This is a genomic window from Deltaproteobacteria bacterium HGW-Deltaproteobacteria-6 (genome assembly GCA_002840435.1).
Lineage (GTDB): Bacteria > Desulfobacterota > Syntrophia > Syntrophales > Smithellaceae > UBA8904.
In genome coordinates, this window is record PHAT01000002.1 from 282,639 (window position 1) to 303,401 (window position 20,763).

A 20,763-nucleotide genomic window follows, 5' to 3' on the forward strand; every position below is an offset into this window, starting at 1 on the left:
CCTAGCCTGTTCTTTCCTGAAAAAAAGCGAAATCTGAATTCATTTACTTCTGATTCTATCAGGTTGACTGTTTAAAAGCAACGGATGTGCCAGTCATCAAAGCATGTGTGCTGATCATAATATCCTGATGTCCGGCGAAGGATTTAAACGGTCAAAAAAGGTTGAAAGAGCGATAATGAAAATCAATTAAACTGCATTCTTAGTTGACTAAACGGATGAAATGCTGGACATCATTGGACCAGATGACCTGCAGACGGGGAAACGCTTTTTTTAATTCATCAAAATTTTCCTTCTTGGCCGTAATGCAGTAGACAGAGCCCTCTTTTTTTCTTACGAGATGAAAGAATTCCTGCTGCACCAGAAAATACCGTGATTTCTCGCCTGCTGAAAGTTTTTCCATGCCGAAACTCATCTCACCGAAGCTGTCCACCACAGGCGTTCTGAGGTTCGTGTAGGTTTCCACGCCATAAAGGAAAATCTTGTACTGATAAAGTTCCTCGCCGGCAGGAAGATGGGCTTTGATGGCCTGGGACAGCGGATAGGAAGTCTTATACGGCGTCAGGAAAGCGGAGATCGGATAGATCAGAGAAAGCAGAAAGACCGCGGAAAGCAGATACGCCGTCACAAACCAGCCGGAATTGAACCGTCGCTTGATCATTCCGGGCAGAAAAATCATGAGCAGCAGCGTGATCATCGACGGAAGAACCAGCCACATCCAGTTGCGGGGATGAATAATCACCAGATCGCCGCCCAGTTGAGCGTTCTCCGGCAGGAAGAGAGGCCCAATCAGCACTGCGATAAACAGGAGAGACTGCAGGGCAATGGGCAGGTAGTGAAAAAACCTGTCCGTTGTTTTCGTGAACGGCGTCCAAGGCAGTTCATCGTATCCTCTGAGCAGATGGCCGAGAAGGACGGCGACGGGCAGGAAGAGCGGCGCAATGTAAGGAACCAGCTTGGAGGATGAAACGGAAAAGAAGGCGAAGATAAAGACAATCCAGGTGACGAGAAAGTACAGGTTCGTTTTTTTAAAGACAACGTTATACAAGCCCGCCCGTCTGGCGCGGATCGCCTGGATCAGATAAGCAAACCAGGGAAGAACACCCAGCAGAACGACAGGCAGATAGAACAGGACGGACTGATAGCGTCCGTGAACTTTTGTCGTATAGCGGAGAAAGTGCTCGTATACGAAAAAAAACCAGAGGAAATCCTTGTTTGCCTTCTGGACAAGAATGATCCACGGGGAGACGATGGCGATCAGGATAAGCAGCCCCACGGGAGAAAAGAGTTTGAAAATATCCCGCCACCTTTTTGAAATGAGCAGCCATAAGACGAGGATGGCGAACGGAAAGATTATTCCGATCAGCCCTTTCGTGAGGAAGGCCAGGGCGCTTGCCGCATACAGAAGATAGATCCATCCTTTCACCGTTCTGTTTCCGGCCATGTAGCGGTAACCCGCCCACGTGGCCAGGCAGACGAAGAAGGCCAGGGGAATATCCAGGATATTCATGCGTCCCAGGACAAAGATATAAAGGAAAGTACTCAGCATTCCCGCCGAGTAGAGGCCTGTTTTTCTGTCGTATAAAAATGAGCCCATGGCAAAGGCAAGAAGGATCAGTCCCCAGGCGCAAATGCCGGGAAAGAAACGGGCGGAAAATTCATTTTTACCGAATATTTTGACGGCGCCTGCCGTTACCCAGTAGGCGAGCGGCGGTTTTTCCAGATAAACGACATGATTGATATGGGGGGTCACATAATCCCCGGTGTCAACCATGTAAGCCGGTATTTCAATGTAGCGGGATTCATCGGGATCAAGAAGCGGCATAATATGCAGTGTCGACACATACAGAATAATGGGAACGATCAAAAGAAATAAAATTGCGCTCTTTGTTGTGTCTGACAAGATATGAATCCCTCGAGAGTTGGTGAACTTTTTTATTGAAAAATATTATTTTACTTCCCGGGATTAGTCAAATTTATTTTAATCAACGGATTGATATTGAAAAGTGCGGATGCCGGTTAAAATCGGTAGAAGGCTCTTTTCCGTCAACAGGGATTACCGTCTTTTGCTATTTCAACCATCTGGTAAGCGCCGGTTTTTCCTTTTCCGTCCAGTCGGTGGAAAAACGCACCGCCAGAAATGATTCATAAATTTTATCGATGGTCTTGACCGCATTTTCGATCAGATAAATACGCTCCAGAAGGCTTGCGGAAGGATCTTCCGGGGTTTCCCGCCAGTCCACAACGGGCATTTTCAGAGACTGGAAATAAAAAGTATCGGCTTTGAAATTAAATTCCCATTCATTCTGGTCACGGTGGAGCTTCATGCCGGTCTCTTTGACCTTTTTGCCCTGACGAACGGCTTCCTTGCCTTCTTTAAGCTCGGCATGCAGGCCCGAACAAACAACGCCCTGCGAATATTCTCCTTCTCCGGCTTCCAGCGCGATCCGTTTGAGAAAATGCAATTCCACCTCTTCCGTTTTGGACAGGGCGATGGTGCCGTTTCTCTCCTCGGATTTGAACCACAGCCAGGTAAGAAACTCGCGTCCGATTAAGGAAATGTCCTCCGCGGCGACGTCACCTTTCGTTTTGCCGGCCTGTGCCAGCGGATGTTCCTGGGGGAGAATCCGCTTCAGGCCCAGTGAGAAAGTTTTTTTGAACAAATCAACAAAATCATCCGCGACCTTGTCGGACAGACATGAAAAATATACTTTATTCTGTCCCACTGCCCAGAGGACGTCGTAGAAGGAGGGCACGGGATCGCTTTTCGTCAAAAGCTCCAGTTTGACCTTTTCTTTGATGCCTTCATTCATGGATTTGCCGATGCGGGTCTGGCCGTGCTCGGTCAGAAACCGCCTCTGCTCTTCCATTAAACGGACTTTCATCAATTTCGGGGAAATCAATTTGCGATCGATGCGCAGAGAGAAAATCAGATAATCGCCCAGCGCGTAATTTGCCTGCTCAAAGTCGGCGTCCAGGATATCCGTGGCCGACACCCAGCCCATCCGTTTTTCTTCCGTGGAACTCCGCGCCTCCCGAAACGAGTTCGCCTTGATCCGGTTGCTGATAAAAGTTGTAAACGCCTGCGGCAGTTGGCCGTCCACTGCAAACTGTATAAAAGAGAAATTGCCCTTGATCAAACCCATCTTCATCACCTCACTTCGCGCGCACCGTATCTTATCGGAAGCGGTCCTGTCAAGGATTTATGTTCTTAAAATGCCTTTATAAATCATAGAGTTTTCATCGATACCCGAAAAATATTTATCATAGACAGCATCTTTTTTTTATGTTACGAAATGCCATCTTTTTGGAGCTAATCATCATGAAAATTAAGAAGGTCGGCATTATTGCCAACATTGAAAAAGAAAATATCGCCGGTTTTGCAGGCGCCTTGAAAAAATGGCTGGAAGACAGAAAAATTAAAGTATCGCTCGAAGCGAACATCGCCGCCGCCATCGGCAAAAGCGGCGGCTTCAAAATCGAAGATCTGGCGTCCCGGGTGGATTTGATCGCCGTGCTTGGCGGAGACGGCACCATGCTGCGCACGGCCCGCTACGTCGCTCAGCAAAATGTGCCCATCGTCGGCATCAACATGGGGACGTTCGGTTATCTGACGGAAGTCAACCTGAACGAAACATACGCGGCGCTGGAATTGATTCTTAAAGGCGATTTTCTGACCGAAAAAAGGATGATGTTGGATGTAAAAATCCGCAGGGGCAATAAAATCATCGGTTCGGGCATTGTCTTAAATGACGTGGTGATCAACCGCGGTAATCTCTCCCGCATTGTGGAACTGGAAACGTCCATCAATAACCAGTATCTTGCGACGTATAAGTCCGACGGCCTGATTATCTCCACACCCACCGGTTCGACGGCTTATTCGCTTTCCGCCGGCGGTCCGATTGTTTTTCCCGGCAAGGAATTGATCATTATTAACCCGATCTGTCCCCATACGCTGACGAACCGGCCGATTATCTTCCCCGAAACTTCCGATTTGCAGATTACCATGTGGTCGAAAGAAAGCGGCGCGACCGTGACGCTGGACGGACAGGAGTCCTACCGGATCAGCTCCGGCGATATCATGACCATACGAAAATCAAAATATTATACAAGACTGGTTCTTTCGCCGCACCGGAGTTACGGAGAAATATTGCGTTCCAAACTGGGTTGGGGCAGTCTGCCAACAGGCACTGGAAAAAGAAAAAATGCTTCATGAACTGAGCATTACCAACTTTGCCATCATTGACGAACTTCATGTCTCTTTTGATGAAGGTTTGAATATTATTTCGGGAGAAACCGGCGCCGGAAAATCTATTTTGATCGGCGCTGTCAGCCTGCTTTTGGGGGACCGGGCCACGGCGGAGATGATTCGCACACAGACGGACACCGCCACCGTGGAAGCGCTGTTTAACATCAGAAACAATCCGGCGCTTCAGGAAAAACTGGCCGGGATGGGGTTTGGAGCGGGTGAGGAACTTGTCATCCGGCGGGTGATTTCGCGAACCGGTAAAAACAGGGCGCAAATCAACGGGCAGATGGCGACGCTTGCGAATCTGGCCGCGATCAGTGAATCGCTGATCAACATCTGCGGGCAGCATGAACATCAGATGATCCTCTCAGCCGAAAATCATATCGACATTCTCGATGAATTCGGCGGCTGCCTTTCTGCCCGCGGGGCGTTTGAAGCCGTTTATCTGCGGTATCGCGAGCTCTGCGACCGGATGGAAAAGCTGGATAATCTGCGCCGTCATCGTGCGGAAAAAATCGATCTGATCCAGTTTCAGCTCAAAGAAATAAACGACCTCAATCCCCTCGCGGGTGAGGACGCGGCGCTTTCCGATGAAAAGAAAGTGCTGGCCAGCGTGCAGAAGCTTGCGGACTGGGGCAACCGGGCTTACGCGCTGCTTTACGCCGATAACGGCTGCATCAATGATCAGCTCAAGGAAGTCCTGACGCAGATCAAAGAGATCCGGAAGATTGATCCGGGATTGAATCTTCAGCCGTCCGATGTGGAAGGCAGCTACGTTGTTTTGCAGGAAGCGGCGCTGACGTTGCGCGATTACACGAAGAAACTGATTTTTGATCCCGAACGGCTGGCCCTGATTGACGAGCGGCTGGATGCCATCAACCGGCTCAAACGCAAACACGGCGGGACAATGGACACTTTGCTCAACCGCAAACGGGATATGGAGGAAGAGCTTAAACGTGTTTCCGGGGTGGCCCAGGAGCTGGAAAATCTCACGAAAGAAAAAGACGCCGTTGCGGCCGGTTTGCGGGAAAAAGCGCTGGCGCTTTCCAAACTGAGATTGCGGGCGGCCGGTTTGCTGAAAAAAGCGGTCGATGCGGAAATACAGGGCTTGAATATGCCGCATGCCTGCTTTTTTGTGGAGTTTCTGAAACGCTGTTCGGAAGCGGAGAATACTTACGGCCCGAAAGGCGGCGATGATCTGGAATTTTATCTGGCCGCAAACGCCGGAGAAACGCCGAAACCCCTGAACAAAATCGCGTCCGGCGGCGAGCTGTCACGCATCGTGCTGGCGCTTAAAAATGTTCTGTCACGGACCGGATCGGTGGACACGGTTGTGTTTGATGAAGTGGATTCGGGCATCGGCGGCGCCACGGCGGAAATCGTCGGACGCAAATTAAAGGAAGTATCGGCCCATCATCAGGTTATTTGCATCACGCATCTGCCGCAGATCGCCAGCTTCGGAGGACCGCATTTGCGGGTCAGCAAACAGGTGGCCTGCGGCCGTACCTCCACGGTGGTGGAGAAGATCGATGACGAACAGAAAATAGAAGAGATCAGCCGGATGCTGGGCGGCGTGGATGTGACGGACACCGCGAGAGAACACGCCCGCGCGATGCTTGCCGCCGCCGGAGCGGCGCGTGTTGCGGCTGATGCAGAAAGGAGCAATCATGCTGAGAAAAGCGCGCATCGGTGACGTCAAGACCATTCACCGTTTAATTAATCAATCGGCGGGGAAAGGTGAAATGCTGCCCAGGTCTTTGATGGATATCTATAATTCCGTGCGGGACTTTATTGTTTATTACGATGAGGATGAACAGAATATCGTCGGAATCTGCGCGATGAATATCATCTGGGAGAATCTGGCGGAAATCCGCTCTCTTTACGTGGATGACGCCTACCGGAAAAAAGGGATCGGCAGAAAACTGGTTGAATTTTGCATTTCCGAAGCCATTACGCTGGAGCTGTTTCGAATATTTTCACTCACCTATAAGAAAGAATTCTTCGCCAGGCTCAATTTCAAGGAAGTGGACCGTTCCACGCTGCCGGAAAAAATCTGGTCGGATTGTTTCCGCTGTTCCAAATACCCCGATTACTGCGATGAAGTCGCGATGATTATCGAACTATGAAAAATGGATTGAAAATTTTTCTCCTGACGCTGATCGTCATGCTTGCTTTAGCCGGCTGCGCGCGAAAAGCCGTGGTTTTGCCGGTAACGACGCCGGAGCGCGCGCTTGCGGAAGTGTCCGCGAAACAATTGAACTTTGATGATGATCTGGATACGGCGCCGCTCCTTCTGGCCATTGACCGCAGCTTGAGCTATTACGACGGCGCCGGCCGAAATCAGTTGTTCAAGGTGACGGACCGGCTGGTTGACACGAAGCAGATGAAAAAAACACTGATCACTTTCCGCGAAATTCTTCAATCCAATGCAAGCCCGGAACAGAAAAAGAAACGGATTGCCGATGATTTTCTCGTGCTGCGCGCGGCGGGTGTGAACGGCGACGGCGCTGTTTTGTTCACCGGTTATTATGAACCCCTCCTGGAAGGATCGCTGACCCGGACGGACAAGTATAAATACCCGCTCTACCGGCCGCCGCCGGACATCGTCATGGAAAGAATATCCAAAAACGATACCAGGATCAGCCGGAAGGAAAACGGCCGGACCGTTCCCTATTATACGCGCCGTGAAATCGACGTTGACGGTGTGCTGAAGGATAAGGGGCTTGAACTCATCTGGGTGTCCGATGCGGTCGAATTGAATTCTCTGCACATCCAGGGTTCGGGAAAAATAAAGCTGGAAGACGGAAAAATGTTAACGGTCAGCTACGCCCAGAATAACGGCCGTCCGTTCAGTTCCGTAACGCAAAACATGCTGAACCAGAACAAAATCGATAAAACCGATACCACCTATCAGGGTTTCAAAACCTGGCTGAAAAGCAAAAGTGAAAAGGAAATCTTTGATATTCTCAGCCACAATGAGCGCTATATTTTCTTCCGGTTTGTGGACCGCGAGCCGGTCGGTTCGCTGGGGCAGCCGGTGACGCCTGACCGGTCGATTGCCACCGATCCGGCTTATTTTCCCCAAGGCGCGCTGGCGTTTATCCGATTGCGCAAACCGGTGCTGGATGAGGATTATAACGTTGCCTCGCGTGTCGATTTTTCACGCTTTGTTTTAAATCAGGATAAAGGGTCGGCGATCAAAGGCCCGGGGCGCGTCGATCTTTTCTGCGGCTTCGGCCCCCAGGCGCAGGCCACTGCGGGAAGTCTGAAAGAAAAAGGCGAACTGTATTTTCTGCTGATCAAATAGTTTATTTGCACCATTGAAGCAGCGCCGGTTTTTCAAACAGCCTCCGGGAAAAGATGCCTGCTGCGACGGGAGTGATGCCATGACGGATGAAGAAACGGTTGATGAAATTCTGGATGGCAGCTTAAAGATCCGCCAGAGCAAACGCGGCTACCGGTTTAATCTGGACTCGCTCATTCTGGCGCACTTTGTGTCTCTGAAATCCCGTACCGTCAATCTGGATCTGGGCTGTGGCAATGGCATCATTGCGCTGGTGCTGGCCAGGCGTTACGGGCAGTCGCGCTGGCATGGTCTGGAGGTTCAGGATGGCCTCGCCTGGCTTGCGCAGAAAAATGTTGAACAAAACGGTCTGGACCGTCGCGTGGTGATTGACAAAGGGGATGCACGGGACATTAAAAAAATCTACCAGCCCCATGTCTTTGATCATATCGTTTTTAACCCTCCCTACCGCAAAATCAATTCCGGACGGATTAATCCCTTGCCGGAGAAAGCCATCGCCCGTCATGAAATCAGCGGTTCACTCGGCCACTTTCTTGCGGCGGCCCGATACGCGCTCAAACCAAAAGGGCGGGTGTTTACGATTTATCCGGCAACCAGGCTTACGGAGTTGATCAGTTTGTTTCGCAAGCAGGATATTGAACCCAAAAGAATGAAGCTGGTATTTTCGGATGCCGCATCGGATGCGAAGTTTGTTCTGGTGGAGGGGCGGAGCGGTTCACGCGAAGAACTGAAAATAGAGCCGCCACTTTTTATTTATGAAGAAGCTAAAAAATACACGCAGGCCATGAAAAATATTTTCAGCGAACTGGCTTTGCCTCCTGAAGCCTGCGGCGGCTGATTTCCTTTTTCATCACCCTTTTTACGATTTCGGCCAATTCCCGGTCAGCCAGCGTTTCCGTGCATTCGGCGATCATTTTTTTATCCCCGTCCCGGAGAACAATCTTTCCTGTTTCCACGGCGCCGGATCCGGTGTTTTTGGATGCCGGGCTGTATCCGGTGGTAAACATGATTTCCTGCACGGTCTGTTTTCCGGAAAGCTCATTTATCTTTTGCCGGATGTCTTCTTTCATGAAGTGAAGCTGTTGCACCCAGACGGAAGAAGCGGCTTTTACAAACAGGGTTCCTTCGCGCCAGCCGTCCGGCTTTGTTTGCGCGGCAATCCGCTCTCCAACCGCTTTCGGCCAGAGTTTAAACAGAGCGCTTTCTTCCGGTCTGGCGGCCAGGCCTCTTTTTTTCAAGGCGGGCAGCAATATGTCGCCGATGGATTGTAATTGCCTCTTTGAATATCTTCTTCTCATGGTCTTGATGTGACACAATTTGAGTGGCGGATCAAGGTAAATCAAAAATCGGCAGAGGGATTTGCGTGGATTTTTTCAGGGTCTGCTGCTGGGGCTGCTGGCTGAGAATCATTCGTAATTGCCTGGAAATATCGCCAATGGTGAAAGGCTTCTGAATGAAACCGTCACAGCCGCGTGCGATGATTTTGCTGGCCTTGCCGTTCAGACTGTAACCGCTGGACAATAAGACTTTGGCCTGCGGATTGATTTTTTTGATTTCGTCGAAAATTTCTCCGCCGTTCATATCCGGCATCACCATATCCAGAATCACCAGATCAATCTGGTCCTGTTGCTCTTTGTATAAATCGACCACCTTCGGACCGTCCTGAGCGGTGATGACGGTATAACCTAATGATTTGAGCATATCGCCGGCTACTTCCAGAATGATGGCTTCATCGTCAACCAGCAGGATGGTCTCCGTGCAGGGCGACATCTGGATTGCGATTTCGGCTTCCGGATATTTTCCTTTTTCATCTTTTTTATCGGAGACGGGAAGGTAAATGTTAAACGTCGACCCCTGACCTTTTTCCGAATAGACATTAATGAAGCCGTTATGATTTTTAATGATGCCGTAAACGGATGCCAGACCGAGGCCGGTGCCGCGACCCATCTCCTTGGTTGTAAAGAACGGTTCAAAAATTCTTTCCCTGGTTTTCTCATCCATGCCGACGCCTGTGTCGGTGACGGAAATTTTGACATAGCGGCCGGCTTTGCCGTTGTGATGCGTGAAACGATTCTCGTCCAGCGTAATATTCGTCGTTTCGATATAAAGATCCCCGCCGCCAGGCATCGCCTGCCAGGCGTTGACAAAAAGGTTCAGGAGAACCTGTTCGATCTGCCCCTGGTCGACATCCGTAGGCCAGAGTTTGTCTTTGAAGTAACGATGAATTCTTATTTCTTTTTTGGTGCGGCCGATGGTTTGGGATGTTTTGTCAATCAGAGCGTTCAAATCCACTCTTTTGACTTCATATTTGCCGCCGCGGGCGAAGCCGAGCAGTTGTTTGGTCAGGTTGGCGCCGCTCATGACCAGGGTTTCGATCGTCTTGATATGCTCATAGTGAGGAGCGTCTTTATCAAGTTTCAGCAGGGTCAGAGAAGCGTGTCCCTGAATACCCATCAGCAGATTATTAAAATCATGGGCAATCCCGCCGGCCAGCGTGCCGATGGATTCCATTTTTTGCGCCTGCAGCAGTTTTGTTTCGGTTCTTTTCTGTTTGGTAATATCGCGCATGAAGTTTAAAGTCGCGGGGAAATTATCCCACAGGATCATCACGCTGTTGGTTTCGACCCAAAGGGTTGATCCTTCCTTGTTCACCACGCGGAAAATATGACTGGCTGCCGAGTCATTGCCCTGGAGAATGGCTTTTTGACGCTCGGATACCATGTCCCGGTCTTCAGAAATCACCAGGTCGAGAAAAGGAATAAACTGGAGATCGGCCGCGGGATAACCGAGCATTTTTTCGATGCGATTGTTGGCAAAGTTGATGGTTCCATCGATGATAATGAAAATGGCTTCGCTGGAATGTTCAATGAGCTGGCGGTATTTTTCCTCGGATTTCTGAAGCGCTTCTTCCACTTCTCTTCTTTTGGTAATATCCTTGGACACAACCGATACGGCGATGATTTTCTCCGGGTTGGCTGAATCTCTCACGGGACTGAAGGTACGCAGAAAATATCCGCCGTCCCGGGAACTTTGATGTTCGTCATGAGTCGAGACGCCCGTTTCATAGACCATTTTAACCTCAGCTTCAAATTTGGCGTATTGCTCAGGCGAATGAAAATCTTTGTAAGAAAGCCCCGTGATTCTTGTTTTCGATATATTTAAACGCTGCATGTGGTTGTTGTTCATGAAAAGATAGCGGCAGTCGGCGTCAACAAGATAAAGCGAGTCGCTGGTGGAATCGACAAGATTGCGGTATTGATTTTCGATCTCAAACTGCTCGTGCAGTCTTCTGGATAGCTCAGCGTTTTTTTGTTCAAGTTCTGCGTAGGTTGGTTTTGCTTCCATGGCGCACCGCATCTTTTAAAGCTGAATTAATTTACCAAATTCCTGAGTAAAAATGTCATAGATTCGTTGATCAAATAAAACGTGGCGGATGAGTTGAATCTCCGTGTGCTTCCGGGCAAATTCCATGCAGGAAGCGAGCGCCAGATGAGCGGCTTCCTGCGTTGGATAACCATAAATGCCGCAGCTTATAGCCGGAAAAGAAACGCTTTGCAAGCCATACTTTACGGCCAGCTTCAGACTGCTTGTGTATGCCGACGCCAGCAGCTCTGCTTCGCCATGGCCGCCGCCCCGATAAATCGGCCCGACCGTGTGAATGACGTATCGCGCCTTGAGGTTGCCGCCTGTTGTGATGACGGCATGGCCTGTCGGACAGCCTCCTATTTTGCGGCATTCCTCCATGATGGCCGGCCCGCCGGCGCGGTGAATGGCGCCATCGACGCCGGCGCCTCCCGCGAGACGGCTGTTCGCGGCATTGACGACGGCATCCGTATGCTCCTCCGTGATGTCTCCTGTGACCAGTTCGATGAGCGTTTGATGAAATGTTGCCTTCATTTATTTCACTCTATGGAGATTTTGTTTCCTTCCCCGTAAACCAGCATCCGGTAAGTTTTTTCAATCCGGTCCCAGTTGTCTTCTCGATCCATGGACCAGTAGCGGCCGATGACGGATACCACCTGACCCAGCTCAAGCGACAGACATTTTTCTTCCACCTGATGAATATAGTTGGCGCCGCTTTGGGCCTGTTCGCCGCGCCGCCCCAGCATGCCGTGAATATACAGTCGCGGGACGCCCTGCTTCCTGGCCATCTCCATTAAGGCAAAGAGATGTTCAATGGAGCCATGTGAACTGAAAAAAGAGACAATACCCATCAGATGGAGGGCCGTGCCGTTTTTTTTCGCCAGGTTCATTACGTTCATGAAGGCCTGGTTTTGATGAAAATCGCCGCAGGCGATGGACTGATCAATATTGAGGCGGTCGGAATAAATCCGGCGGCCCGCGCCCATATGCAGATGCCCGGCTTCGGAATTACCCACCGTTTTCGGAGGTAATCCAACGGCAACGCCCGATGCGGCCAGCAGCGCCGAAGTATGGTTCTTCCGTAAGGCGTCCATTACCGGTGTTGCGGCGCAGGCGATTAAGTTGCCTTTTGTGTTTTCACAAAAGCCCCAGCCGTCGAGAATAATCAGCAACAAACGCGGGACCGGTACGAATGATTTTTTGTCCTGTCTGAGCAGTGAAGCACCGGTCATTGAAGCGGGCGTGGGCAAACCCAGAATATCCAGAATGGTCGGAGCGATATCCGTCAGCTCTCCTTCCGGCTTCAGGGTCAGCGTTTTATCCGGGTGCAGCAGAATAAACGGTACGGGGCTGTCCGTGTGTCCGGTATCCACGCCTCCGTCCGGATACAGCCATTTTTCCACCGTGCCGTGGTCGGCCGTGACGATGACCGCCACATTCTGTTTCCGCGCTTCATCAATCAGGAGGCCTGCATGCCGGTCCACTGCCTGGATGGCCCGGAGCACCGCCGATTCATTTTCAATGTGGCCGACAACATCCACATTCGGGAAATTCACGACCGTAAAATTGCAGCGAGGATCTTTAATTTTTCCAACAGCCGCACGTGTTATTTCTTCAATGGACATCTCCGGCGCTTCATCAAACAGTTTGACATCCTTGCGCGTCGGGATGACGATTCTTTCTTCTCCCGGCAGCGGGTCGGATTTCTTGCCGTTGAAGAAAAAGCTGACGTGGACGGCTTTTTCCGCTTCCGTTATTTTAGTCTGGGTTAATCCATGTTCTGCAATAACGTCGCTCAGCGTATCGGAAAGAACGCCCTGGGGCGGAAAAGCAACTGCGACGTTTAATCCTTTCTGATACTCGATCATGGTCGCAAAGTTAACCGGGAGGTTTTGATCAACCGGGAATTCACGGAAAGTTTTTTCCGTAAAGCTGCGGGTCAATTCAATTTCGCGTTCACCGCGGATATTGTAAAAAATGACTGAATCACCCGAATGGATTCTTCCCAGAGGGTCGTTTTGCCGGTTGACCAGGACCAATGGAAGGAGGGTTTCGTCTTCTTCGCCCCGGGTATAGGCGTTACGGACTGCAAGCGACATAGGAAACTTGTTTTCAGAGTGCATGAAGATACCAGTTTATCCATTTAGAAGTGTTATTTTGGGGTGAATATCTAGCGAAATAATTCCAACCTGTAAAGGAAAAAGATTGCCGCCCTGCGGAGGGAAAAGCCTTTTTAACTTGAAAATTAAACGCTTAAATGATAGATGCCCCGAAAGTATTATCCGTAAGGAATGCGGCATGCAAACCATCGTACCGGGAAAAGAGAATCAACACGAAAGTTTATGTGAAGAACTATTGCGGGAAAGAGCTGCTGTTTTGAGCCGGGCCGGTTTTGCCGTAGAAGATGCACTGGAAATGTTAACGAAGGTTGAGCGGCAGATTGAGCAGAAGATCGAACAACTGCAACTGGTTCAAAATGCAGATTCCCATCTGCCGGACGCCAATGATCAACGGTCAATTTTTGAAGAAATTAATTCAATTATCGATCAATTCAATGCGGTGCGTCAGAAAGCCGAAATTCAATATTATTACCTGATTGTGACTCGTGAAGCACTGGGACTCAGAAGACATGAAACAGTTCAACGATTATACCGGATTCCTCCGAAGAAGAAAAAAATGCAGGCTATTTAATGGATAGATACAAAAAACAGCGCACACGGATGGTGGAGACTCAGATTCGCGCGCGGCAAATAAGCGATGCCCGTGTTTTGAAAGTGATGGAAACCGTTCCACGTCATCTTTTTGTGGATGAAGGTTTAATCGATCAGGCCTACAGCGACAACCCGCTGCCTATTGGAGAAAAACAAACCATCTCGCAACCCTATATTGTTGCCTTAATGACACAGGCTCTGGAGTTAAAAGGGCGGGAGCGTGTTCTGGAAATTGGTACCGGATCAGGTTACCAGACAGCAATTTTAGCAAAGCTGGCGGACCGGGTTTTTTCTATCGAACGTGTGGCCGCACTTGCCACCCGTGCGCGAAAGATACTGGACCGGCTCGACTGCTATAATGTTGCCATTCGTGTGGGTGACGGCTCTTACGGCTGGAGAGAAGAAGCGCCTTTCGACGCAATTATTACAACGGCCGCCGCCCCGCAGGTTCCACAGTATCTGGTCGAACAACTCAGTCCCGGAGGCAGGCTGGTTGTTCCGGTCGGCAGCCGCGACGTCCAAACTCTTTATAAATTCACCCGCTCAATAGAAAATCCGGCGGAACTGAAAAAAGAAGATCTGGGTGGCTGCCGGTTTGTCAGCCTGATCGGGGAGAGCGGATGGAAGGAATGATCCGGCGTGCCGGTGCCAGGCGCAGCGACTCCGGTATTCATCGTTCACATTTTCCGGCATGCGTTCTTCCGATGATCTTTGCTTTGTTTCTGCTGGTTTCCTGCGCTGGCCCGGACGTGCAAAAAAGTCCGGCAAAAGGTGTTTATCATATCGTCAAAAAAGGTGAGACGGCCTACCGTATTGCCCGCGCCTATTCAATCAGTTTGCAGGATTTAGCAGAAGCCAATAATATTACTGATATTTCAATTATCAAAGAAGGGTTTGTCATCTTCATTCCTGATGCCGATCAGGTGATTGAAGATGTCATGGTTTCTCCTGGAAAGGCCGTCCTGGACGCCAAACGGGATGACGGATTAAATGATCGGAAGCCGCTTGATCAGGCTAAGCCTTCCGAACCGGCTGAAATGACGAAATTGCCGAAAAAATCATCGCCGGAGAAGCCGGTTTCGGCCGGAGTGTTGCCGCATCAGCCTCTGGGTCAGAAGAAAGGGCTGAAAGTTGAAGAAAAACAACCAGTAATTTCAAAAAAAGATGAAATTAAACCGGGTAAGGGGAAATTTATCTGGCCGGTTAAAGGAACGGTAAAAACCCGTTTTGGAATTCAACCGAACAAAACATACCACAACAATAGCTGGATTAAAATTGTGTGTCCTGCGGGAACTCAGGTCAAAGCCGCCGCGGGCGGAACCGTTATTTATTCAACAAGCCTGAAATCAAGCTTGAAGTCTTTTGGCGAAACCATCATTATTCGCCATGACAATGATTTTGCGACGGTCTATACACATCTCAAAAAAAGATACGTAAAACAGGATCAAAATGTTAAAAAAGGCCAAGTCATTGCCCTGGTCGGGGAAATTGACGAAGCAGGCGACGCTTATATCAATTTTGAAATCCGTTATAAAAGCAAACCCCGGGACCCGCTCTCCTACCTGCCCTAGATACCCATTTTGTTGGCGTATATATAGCATTCATGAAGTATTTCAGTAAATTGTATTAATCATTGACTATATAGAGGAAAAGTGGTAATCTGCTACGTTATTATAGAAAGGCAGGGGTATAGCAAATGTTTAAAGTAGGGGATTTGGCCGTATATCCGGCTCAAGGGGTCGGTGTCATTGAAGCTATTGAAAATAGAGAGGTAATGGGGAAGAAGCAGCCTTTTTATGTGATGAAAATTATGGGGAACGGAATGAAGATCATGATTCCGACCAATTCAGCCAAGGCTGTAGGGCTTCGCGAGGTTATTCTGGAAAAGGAAATTCCCAAGGTTTATGAAATTCTGCGCAATAAAGATGTGACCATCGACAAGCAAACCTGGAATAAGCGCTATCGGGAGTATCTGGAGAAGATTAAAACCGGATCTGTTTTTGAAATTGCCAGTGTTTTGAGAGATTTATTTATCTTGAAAAGCGATAAGAACCTCTCCTTCGGAGAGCGGAAAATGATGGATACTGCAAAAAATCTGCTGGTTAAAGAAATATCTGTCGCCACGAACGCGCAGGAAGCCAACGTTGAGCGTGATCTGCAGATGATTTTTACGGTTCAATAGCGATTTATAATTTATTCATTGATTTCGCGCTCTTTGAAAACTGAAAAGGACGGATCAGCTCTCCTTGATCGGGGGAAAAGTATGACCTCCCTGTTTAATCTGTGATTTATCATCATGATTATTTATTAATATTATATATTTAATATCAACTTTATTTTTATGGAAAGGGGGTGAGGTAGTTGATCGTAAGAGCATTATTAGTTTTAGCCTGTTCGGTTAGCGGCTATTTTATCGCCTATCACATGATGGCAACGACGAGTTCATATGCTGTTTTTCAGGCAATTATCGGCTTTATAATAGGTTTAGTCGTTGCGCTGCTGGTCATCAAAGTTGAACAGGACATCCGCAAGCTTTCCCTGAGAGTCATCGCGGGCGGTGTTGTCGGCATGGTTGTCGGATTGCTGATTGCGCTGATTCTCGGCTTTGGCCTGAACATGGTAATCAAAATTACTCAAAATCAGCAGGTTGTTCCCTGGATATATCTGCTGCTGACGGGTATTCTGGGCTATCTGGGGCTTGTTCTGGGATCCAAAAAGGTTGAGGAAATCAATTTTCGCGCTGCCGAGGGCAAAAATGCCGCGGATCATCGCCTGCTGGATACCAGTGTGATTATTGATGGCAGAATCGCGGACATTTGCGATACGGGTTTCATGGATGGAGAATTGATTGTTCCGCGTTTTGTACTCAATGAACTTCAATTCATTGCGGATTCTTCTGATTCGATGAAGCGTTCCCGGGGCAGGCGGGGTTTGGACGTCCTCAACCGCATGCAGAAAAGTTCCACTATCAACATTGAAATCATCGAACAGGATTTTCCGAAAATAAAAGGCGTGGACGGCAAACTGGTGGCTTTGGCCCAGAAATTAAACGCCAAGCTCATGACCAACGATTATAACCTGAACAAAGTTGCAGAATTGCAGGGCGTGCGGGTACTGAATGTCAACGAACTGGCCAATGCGATGAAGCCGGTCGTATTGCCCGGAGAGCAGATGCTGGTCAAAATCATCCGGGAAGGTAAGGAGCAGGGGCAGGGTGTCGGTTACCTGGATGACGGAACCATGATTATCGTGGATAGCGCGCAGAAAATGATTAACATGAATGTTGACGTTGTCGTAACAAGCGTGCTGCAAACGACAGCCGGCCGGATGATTTTCACGGAGTTGAAAGAAGCCGCCGAAAAGAAAAGTAACAGTTAATATCATGGATTCATGTTATCTTTTTTTGCCGGAAAGAAATATCTTTGGCGAACGGGCCCGGGAAAATAATTTTCCGGACCCGTTTTTTTGTGAAGATGAATTATGAAAACAGCAGCCATTATTCCCGCGGGCGGTTCAGGCAGAAGATTGGGCGGCGGTATCGCCAAACAATATCTTCTTCTGGATTCGCTGCCTGTTCTGGTTCATACGATCCGTGTGTTTCAGAAATCGGATGTTATTTCAGAAATCGTTCTGGTTGTGCCGCAGGATGATATAGCGTATGTCCGGAAGCAGATTGTCGAAAAATATGATTTGACAAAAGTAGCGGCTGTTGTTGCCGGGGGCAACGAACGGCAGGATTCGGTTCGCAATGGTCTTCGGGCGATTGCCGTGCAGTGCGATGTTGTGATGGTCCATGATGGTGTGCGTCCTTTCGTTACTGAAGCAATGATTGCTCAGGTTGCCGCCGCGGCGTTTGACGGCGGCGCTGCTTCGATGGGCGTTAAAGCCAAAGACACCATCAAGGAAACAACCGATGAAAATATGGTGACGGGAACGCTTCCCCGCCGCAACTTGTGGCAGACGCAGACCCCCCAGGCTTTTCAATATGGCCTTTTATGCAGGGCTTTTGAAGCGGCCGCCCGGGATAAATTTTATGGAACGGATGACGCGTCCCTGGTCGAGCGGACCGGCGCAAAGGTCCGGATGATTGCCGGTTCTTATGGAAATATTAAAATAACGACGCCGGAAGATTTGCTGGTGGCGGAAGCCTTGATGATGGAAAAAATGAAGGAACAGATTATTATGCGGAGCGGCTTGGGCTACGACAGCCATCGGTTTGCGCCGGATCGGAAACTGATTCTGGGCGGCGTTGAAATTCCCTTTGACCGGGGGCTTGCGGGCCATTCCGACGCTGATGCGCTTTTACATGCCGTTTGCGACGCCCTTTTAGGCATGGCCGGGGCGGGAGACATCGGCAGACATTTTCCGGACAGTGATCCTGCTTACAAAAATATCTCCAGCCTGATTCTTTTAGAGCGGGTCAAACAAATCATTGAGGCGAAAGGGATGAGCATCAATAACATTGACGTCACGGTCATGACGGAGAAGCCCAGACTGGCGCCTTATGCGGAAGCGATAGCAGCCAGTATCGCGGGGACTTTGAATATTCCGGAAGCAGTTGTCAACATTAAAGCTAAAACCAACGAGAGTATGGGTTTTGTAGGCCGCGAAGAAGGCATTGCCGTGCTGGCCATAGCCAATGGTATGGAAAGGATCGTCAATGCTTGAAAAACCGAGAGTACGATTCGCGCCGTCGCCTACCGGAGAGCTGCATGTCGGCAATGCGCGGACGGCGTTATTTAACTGGATGTTTGCCCGTCATTTCGAAGGCAGCCTTGTCTTGCGCATCGAAGATACGGATGAATCCCGAAGCGCTCTTTCCTATCAGGTTAACCTGCTTGATGATTTAAAATGGCTGGGGCTTACCTGGGATGAGGGGCCGGAAAAAGACGGCGCGTACGGTCCTTACAAGCAGAGCGAGCGGCTGCATCTCTATGCCGATCATCTGAAAAAGCTGATTGACGCGGAGCTGGTGTATCCCTGTTACTGCACGGAAGAAGAACTCGAAGAGGAACGTCAGGCGCTTATTTTGAGCAAGCGCATGCCCCGCTACATGGGCAAATGCCGCAACCTGACTTGTGGCGAGCGCGAAGCGCTTATGGCTTCCGGCCGAAAACCGTCTTATCGATTTAAAGTACCGCAGACCACCATTGAATTTGATGATCTGATCCGGGGGCCGATCAAGTTTGAGAGCGAATCCATCGGGGATTTTATCATTGTTCGTTCCAACGGCATGCCCGCCTATAACTTTGCGGTGGTGATCGACGATCATCTGATGGCGATTACGCATGTCATCCGGGGCGAAGATCATCTGTCCAACACGGCTCTGCAGATTATGCTGTATCGGGCGTTCGGGTTTGAACCGCCGGTCTTCGTTCATCATTGTCTGATTCTGGGCAAAGACCACGCCAAGCTCAGCAAGCGTCACGGTTCCGTATCCGTGGGCGAATTCCGCAGGCAGGGATTTCTGCCCGAAGCTCTTATCAATTATTTAGGGCTTCTGGGAAGCTCTTTTGGCGACGGACGGGAAGTTCTCTCGCAGTCCGAAATGGTTGCGGCTTTTTCTCTGGAACGTGCGTCCAAAAGCGGTGCAGTCTTTGATGAAGAAAAGCTCCGCTGGCTCAATGCTATTTATATCCGGAGCTTGACCATCGATGATTTAATAAAGAGGCTTGAGCCGTTTTTGCATGAGGCAGGTTATCAGACGGATGCGCTGGATCCCCGGTGGCTGAAAAGTGTGATCGAGACCGTTAAAGATGAATTGACGACGCTTGCCGACATTGGCGGCCACATTGATTTGTTTTTTGATGATCGGTATGAAATATCGTCTGATGCAAAGCAGATGCTTGCATCCGAAAACGCCCGGAAAGTGATCGGGTATTTTAGAGAATATCTGGAACAGGCTGCCGGTTTGCCGCAGGATATTTACATCGCGGCGATCAAACACGCCAAAGAAAAATCCGGTGTCAAAGGCCGGGATTTATTTATGCCCGTGCGGGCGGCGCTGACCGGTAAAACCAAAGGCCCCGAACTGGATAAAGTATTCGCGATTCTGGGTAAAGATGACGCTCAGAAACGTCTGCAGCGGATAGATTCATTAATTCAACAATGATGAAGGGATAAAACGCCTATTAGCCTGCTTGTCGTCGACAAATTGTTTTCGGGTAGGAAGATATCCCGGCACAAGGCGGCAGCCTTCTGCTTCTGTCTGGCTTTTTGCTTTTTATTCGGCTTAGTAATACCCCATCCGGCTTGGGCCGCTGATCAACCATCAAAAGAATTGCAGCGATTTCTGGAGACTCTGGATCAACAGAACACGCGCTATGGTTGGAAGGACATCAAGTGCGGCGGCATTCCGTGGGAATATCACAGGACAACCCGGAACCATCATCCCCTGATTTTCGCGCACTTTGGCAAACCGTCGGGCAATTGCATTTTGTTTTTAGGCGGTGTCCACGGCGATGAATTGCCGACGGTTTATCTGATGTTCAAGCTGGCGCATTACATTAAGGATCATCCCGATGTGGTTAAAGATAAATGCATCGTGATCGCGCCGCTGGTGAATCCTGACGGATATTTGTCGTCATTGCCGACTCGTGTTAACGCCGGCGGCGTGGACCTTAACAGAAATTTCCCCACCAGGCGCTGGCATCCCGAAGCGCATCGCCAATGGCAGATCAAGGGCAAAAAAAACAAGCGCTACTACCCCGGTCCGAAAGCAGGCTCCGAGCAGGAAACGCTGTTCCAGATCGCGCTTATTAAAAGATTCAAACCGCAGAAAATTTTAAGCGCCCATTCGCCGCTGAATTTTTTTGATTATGACGGCCCGTCATCCGACCTGAATTCTTTTGAACAATGGATGGAAAAAATATCCAGAGAAGCCAATCATCCGCTGAAAAAATTCGGCTACTTTCCGGGTTCCCTGGGAAATTATTCGGGACATGAACGCAATATCTTCACGCTCACGCTGGAACTGCCTACATCCGATCCCAGGCAGGGGGGCGAGTATTTTCGCAAATTCCAACCCGCATTTCTGAAGTTCATTAATCTGCCGGTTACCGGCACTCCGCCTTATACAAGGCTGTTGAAAAGTAATAAAAGCTGAACATAGTGCTTATGGCAGCTCTGCTCATGCTGCG

Annotated in this window: 19 protein-coding genes; 13 read left to right on the forward strand and 6 right to left on the reverse strand. The window is 49.5% G+C overall.

Annotation, left to right across the window (positions count from 1 at the left end; translation table 11 throughout):
* Positions 1 to 199: 199 nt before the first annotated feature.
* Positions 200 to 1,900: a hypothetical protein gene (locus tag CVU71_05655; GenBank protein PKN19852.1), complete on the reverse strand. Its 1,701-nt coding sequence runs from the start codon at positions 1,898 to 1,900 to the stop codon at positions 200 to 202.
* Between the two features lie 166 nt (positions 1,901 to 2,066).
* A complete protein-coding gene (locus CVU71_05660) occupies positions 2,067 to 3,149 on the reverse strand; it encodes a hypothetical protein (GenBank protein PKN19853.1) in 1,083 nt (360 codons plus the stop codon).
* Between the two features lie 170 nt (positions 3,150 to 3,319).
* On the opposite strand from CVU71_05660, the gene CVU71_05665 reads away from it, so the two are divergent.
* From CVU71_05665 to CVU71_05685, 5 genes are all read left to right on the forward strand, one after another.
* On the forward strand, positions 3,320 to 4,213 hold the full coding sequence (locus tag CVU71_05665) for an NAD(+) kinase (GenBank protein ID PKN19854.1): 894 nt from the start codon (positions 3,320 to 3,322) through the stop codon (positions 4,211 to 4,213).
* Entirely contained in the window at positions 4,203 to 5,939 is a 1,737-nt protein-coding gene (gene recN / locus CVU71_05670) for a DNA repair protein RecN (protein PKN19855.1), read from the forward strand. Before CVU71_05665 ends, recN begins: the two co-directional genes overlap by 11 nt.
* The gene (locus CVU71_05675) at positions 5,914 to 6,372 is read left to right on the forward strand and encodes a GNAT family N-acetyltransferase (protein ID PKN19856.1); all 459 of its coding nucleotides are present in this window, start codon (positions 5,914 to 5,916) and stop codon (positions 6,370 to 6,372) included. Before recN ends, CVU71_05675 begins: the two co-directional genes overlap by 26 nt.
* Positions 6,369 to 7,553, forward strand: coding sequence for a transglycosylase (locus tag CVU71_05680; GenBank protein ID PKN19857.1), 1,185 nt, complete (start codon positions 6,369 to 6,371; stop codon positions 7,551 to 7,553). The genes CVU71_05675 and CVU71_05680 overlap by 4 nt, the downstream gene beginning before the upstream one ends.
* Before the next feature lie 79 nt (positions 7,554 to 7,632).
* Entirely contained in the window at positions 7,633 to 8,388 is a 756-nt protein-coding gene (locus CVU71_05685) for an SAM-dependent methyltransferase (protein PKN19858.1), read from the forward strand.
* Here the strand turns inward: CVU71_05685 and CVU71_05690 are convergent.
* Genes CVU71_05690 through CVU71_05705 form a run of 4 tightly spaced genes read right to left on the reverse strand, consistent with a single transcriptional unit; the run spans position 8,348 to position 13,036 of the window.
* Positions 8,348 to 8,848, reverse strand: coding sequence for a hypothetical protein (locus CVU71_05690; protein ID PKN19859.1), 501 nt, complete (start codon positions 8,846 to 8,848; stop codon positions 8,348 to 8,350). The two genes, CVU71_05685 and CVU71_05690, sit on opposite strands and share 41 nt — an antisense overlap.
* Positions 8,849 to 8,879: 31 nt before the next feature.
* Positions 8,880 to 10,907, reverse strand: a complete 2,028-nt coding sequence (locus CVU71_05695) for a hybrid sensor histidine kinase/response regulator (protein PKN19860.1) — start codon at positions 10,905 to 10,907, stop codon at positions 8,880 to 8,882.
* Positions 10,908 to 10,910: 3 nt separating this feature from the next.
* Positions 10,911 to 11,447 (reverse strand): O-acetyl-ADP-ribose deacetylase, encoded by a 537-nt coding sequence (locus CVU71_05700; protein ID PKN19861.1) that lies wholly within the window; start codon positions 11,445 to 11,447, stop codon positions 10,911 to 10,913.
* Positions 11,448 to 11,452: 5 nt separating this feature from the next.
* Positions 11,453 to 13,036 carry a phosphoglycerate mutase (2,3-diphosphoglycerate-independent) gene (locus CVU71_05705; GenBank protein ID PKN19862.1) on the reverse strand — a complete coding sequence of 528 codons (1,584 nt, stop codon included), beginning with the start codon at positions 13,034 to 13,036 and terminating at the stop codon, positions 11,453 to 11,455.
* 82 nt (positions 13,037 to 13,118) lie between these two features.
* Here CVU71_05705 and CVU71_05710 point away from each other — a divergent pair, with 82 nt between their 5' ends.
* From CVU71_05710 to CVU71_05745, 8 genes are all read left to right on the forward strand, one after another.
* Positions 13,119 to 13,604, forward strand: a complete 486-nt coding sequence (locus tag CVU71_05710; GenBank protein PKN19863.1) for a hypothetical protein — start codon at positions 13,119 to 13,121, stop codon at positions 13,602 to 13,604.
* Positions 13,604 to 14,257 (forward strand): protein-L-isoaspartate O-methyltransferase, encoded by a 654-nt coding sequence (locus tag CVU71_05715; protein ID PKN19864.1) that lies wholly within the window; start codon positions 13,604 to 13,606, stop codon positions 14,255 to 14,257. The genes CVU71_05710 and CVU71_05715 overlap by 1 nt, the downstream gene beginning before the upstream one ends.
* Positions 14,245 to 15,195, forward strand: a complete 951-nt coding sequence (locus CVU71_05720; protein ID PKN19865.1) for a hypothetical protein — start codon at positions 14,245 to 14,247, stop codon at positions 15,193 to 15,195. Before CVU71_05715 ends, CVU71_05720 begins: the two co-directional genes overlap by 13 nt.
* A gap of 125 nt (positions 15,196 to 15,320) precedes the next feature.
* Positions 15,321 to 15,806: a CarD family transcriptional regulator gene (locus CVU71_05725; protein ID PKN19866.1), complete on the forward strand. Its 486-nt coding sequence runs from the start codon at positions 15,321 to 15,323 to the stop codon at positions 15,804 to 15,806.
* Positions 15,807 to 15,985: 179 nt separating this feature from the next.
* Positions 15,986 to 17,002: a PIN domain nuclease gene (locus CVU71_05730; protein ID PKN19867.1), complete on the forward strand. Its 1,017-nt coding sequence runs from the start codon at positions 15,986 to 15,988 to the stop codon at positions 17,000 to 17,002.
* A 99-nt stretch (positions 17,003 to 17,101) separates the two neighbouring features.
* Positions 17,102 to 18,292, forward strand: coding sequence for a bifunctional 2-C-methyl-D-erythritol 4-phosphate cytidylyltransferase/2-C-methyl-D-erythritol 2,4-cyclodiphosphate synthase (locus tag CVU71_05735; GenBank protein ID PKN19868.1), 1,191 nt, complete (start codon positions 17,102 to 17,104; stop codon positions 18,290 to 18,292).
* Complete coding sequence (locus CVU71_05740; protein PKN19869.1) at positions 18,264 to 19,736, forward strand: glutamate--tRNA ligase; 1,473 nt, start codon at positions 18,264 to 18,266, stop codon at positions 19,734 to 19,736. The genes CVU71_05735 and CVU71_05740 overlap by 29 nt, the downstream gene beginning before the upstream one ends.
* An 18-nt stretch (positions 19,737 to 19,754) precedes the next feature.
* Positions 19,755 to 20,729 carry a hypothetical protein gene (locus CVU71_05745; GenBank protein ID PKN19870.1) on the forward strand — a complete coding sequence of 325 codons (975 nt, stop codon included), beginning with the start codon at positions 19,755 to 19,757 and terminating at the stop codon, positions 20,727 to 20,729.
* The last annotated feature ends 34 nt before the right edge of the window (positions 20,730 to 20,763 follow it).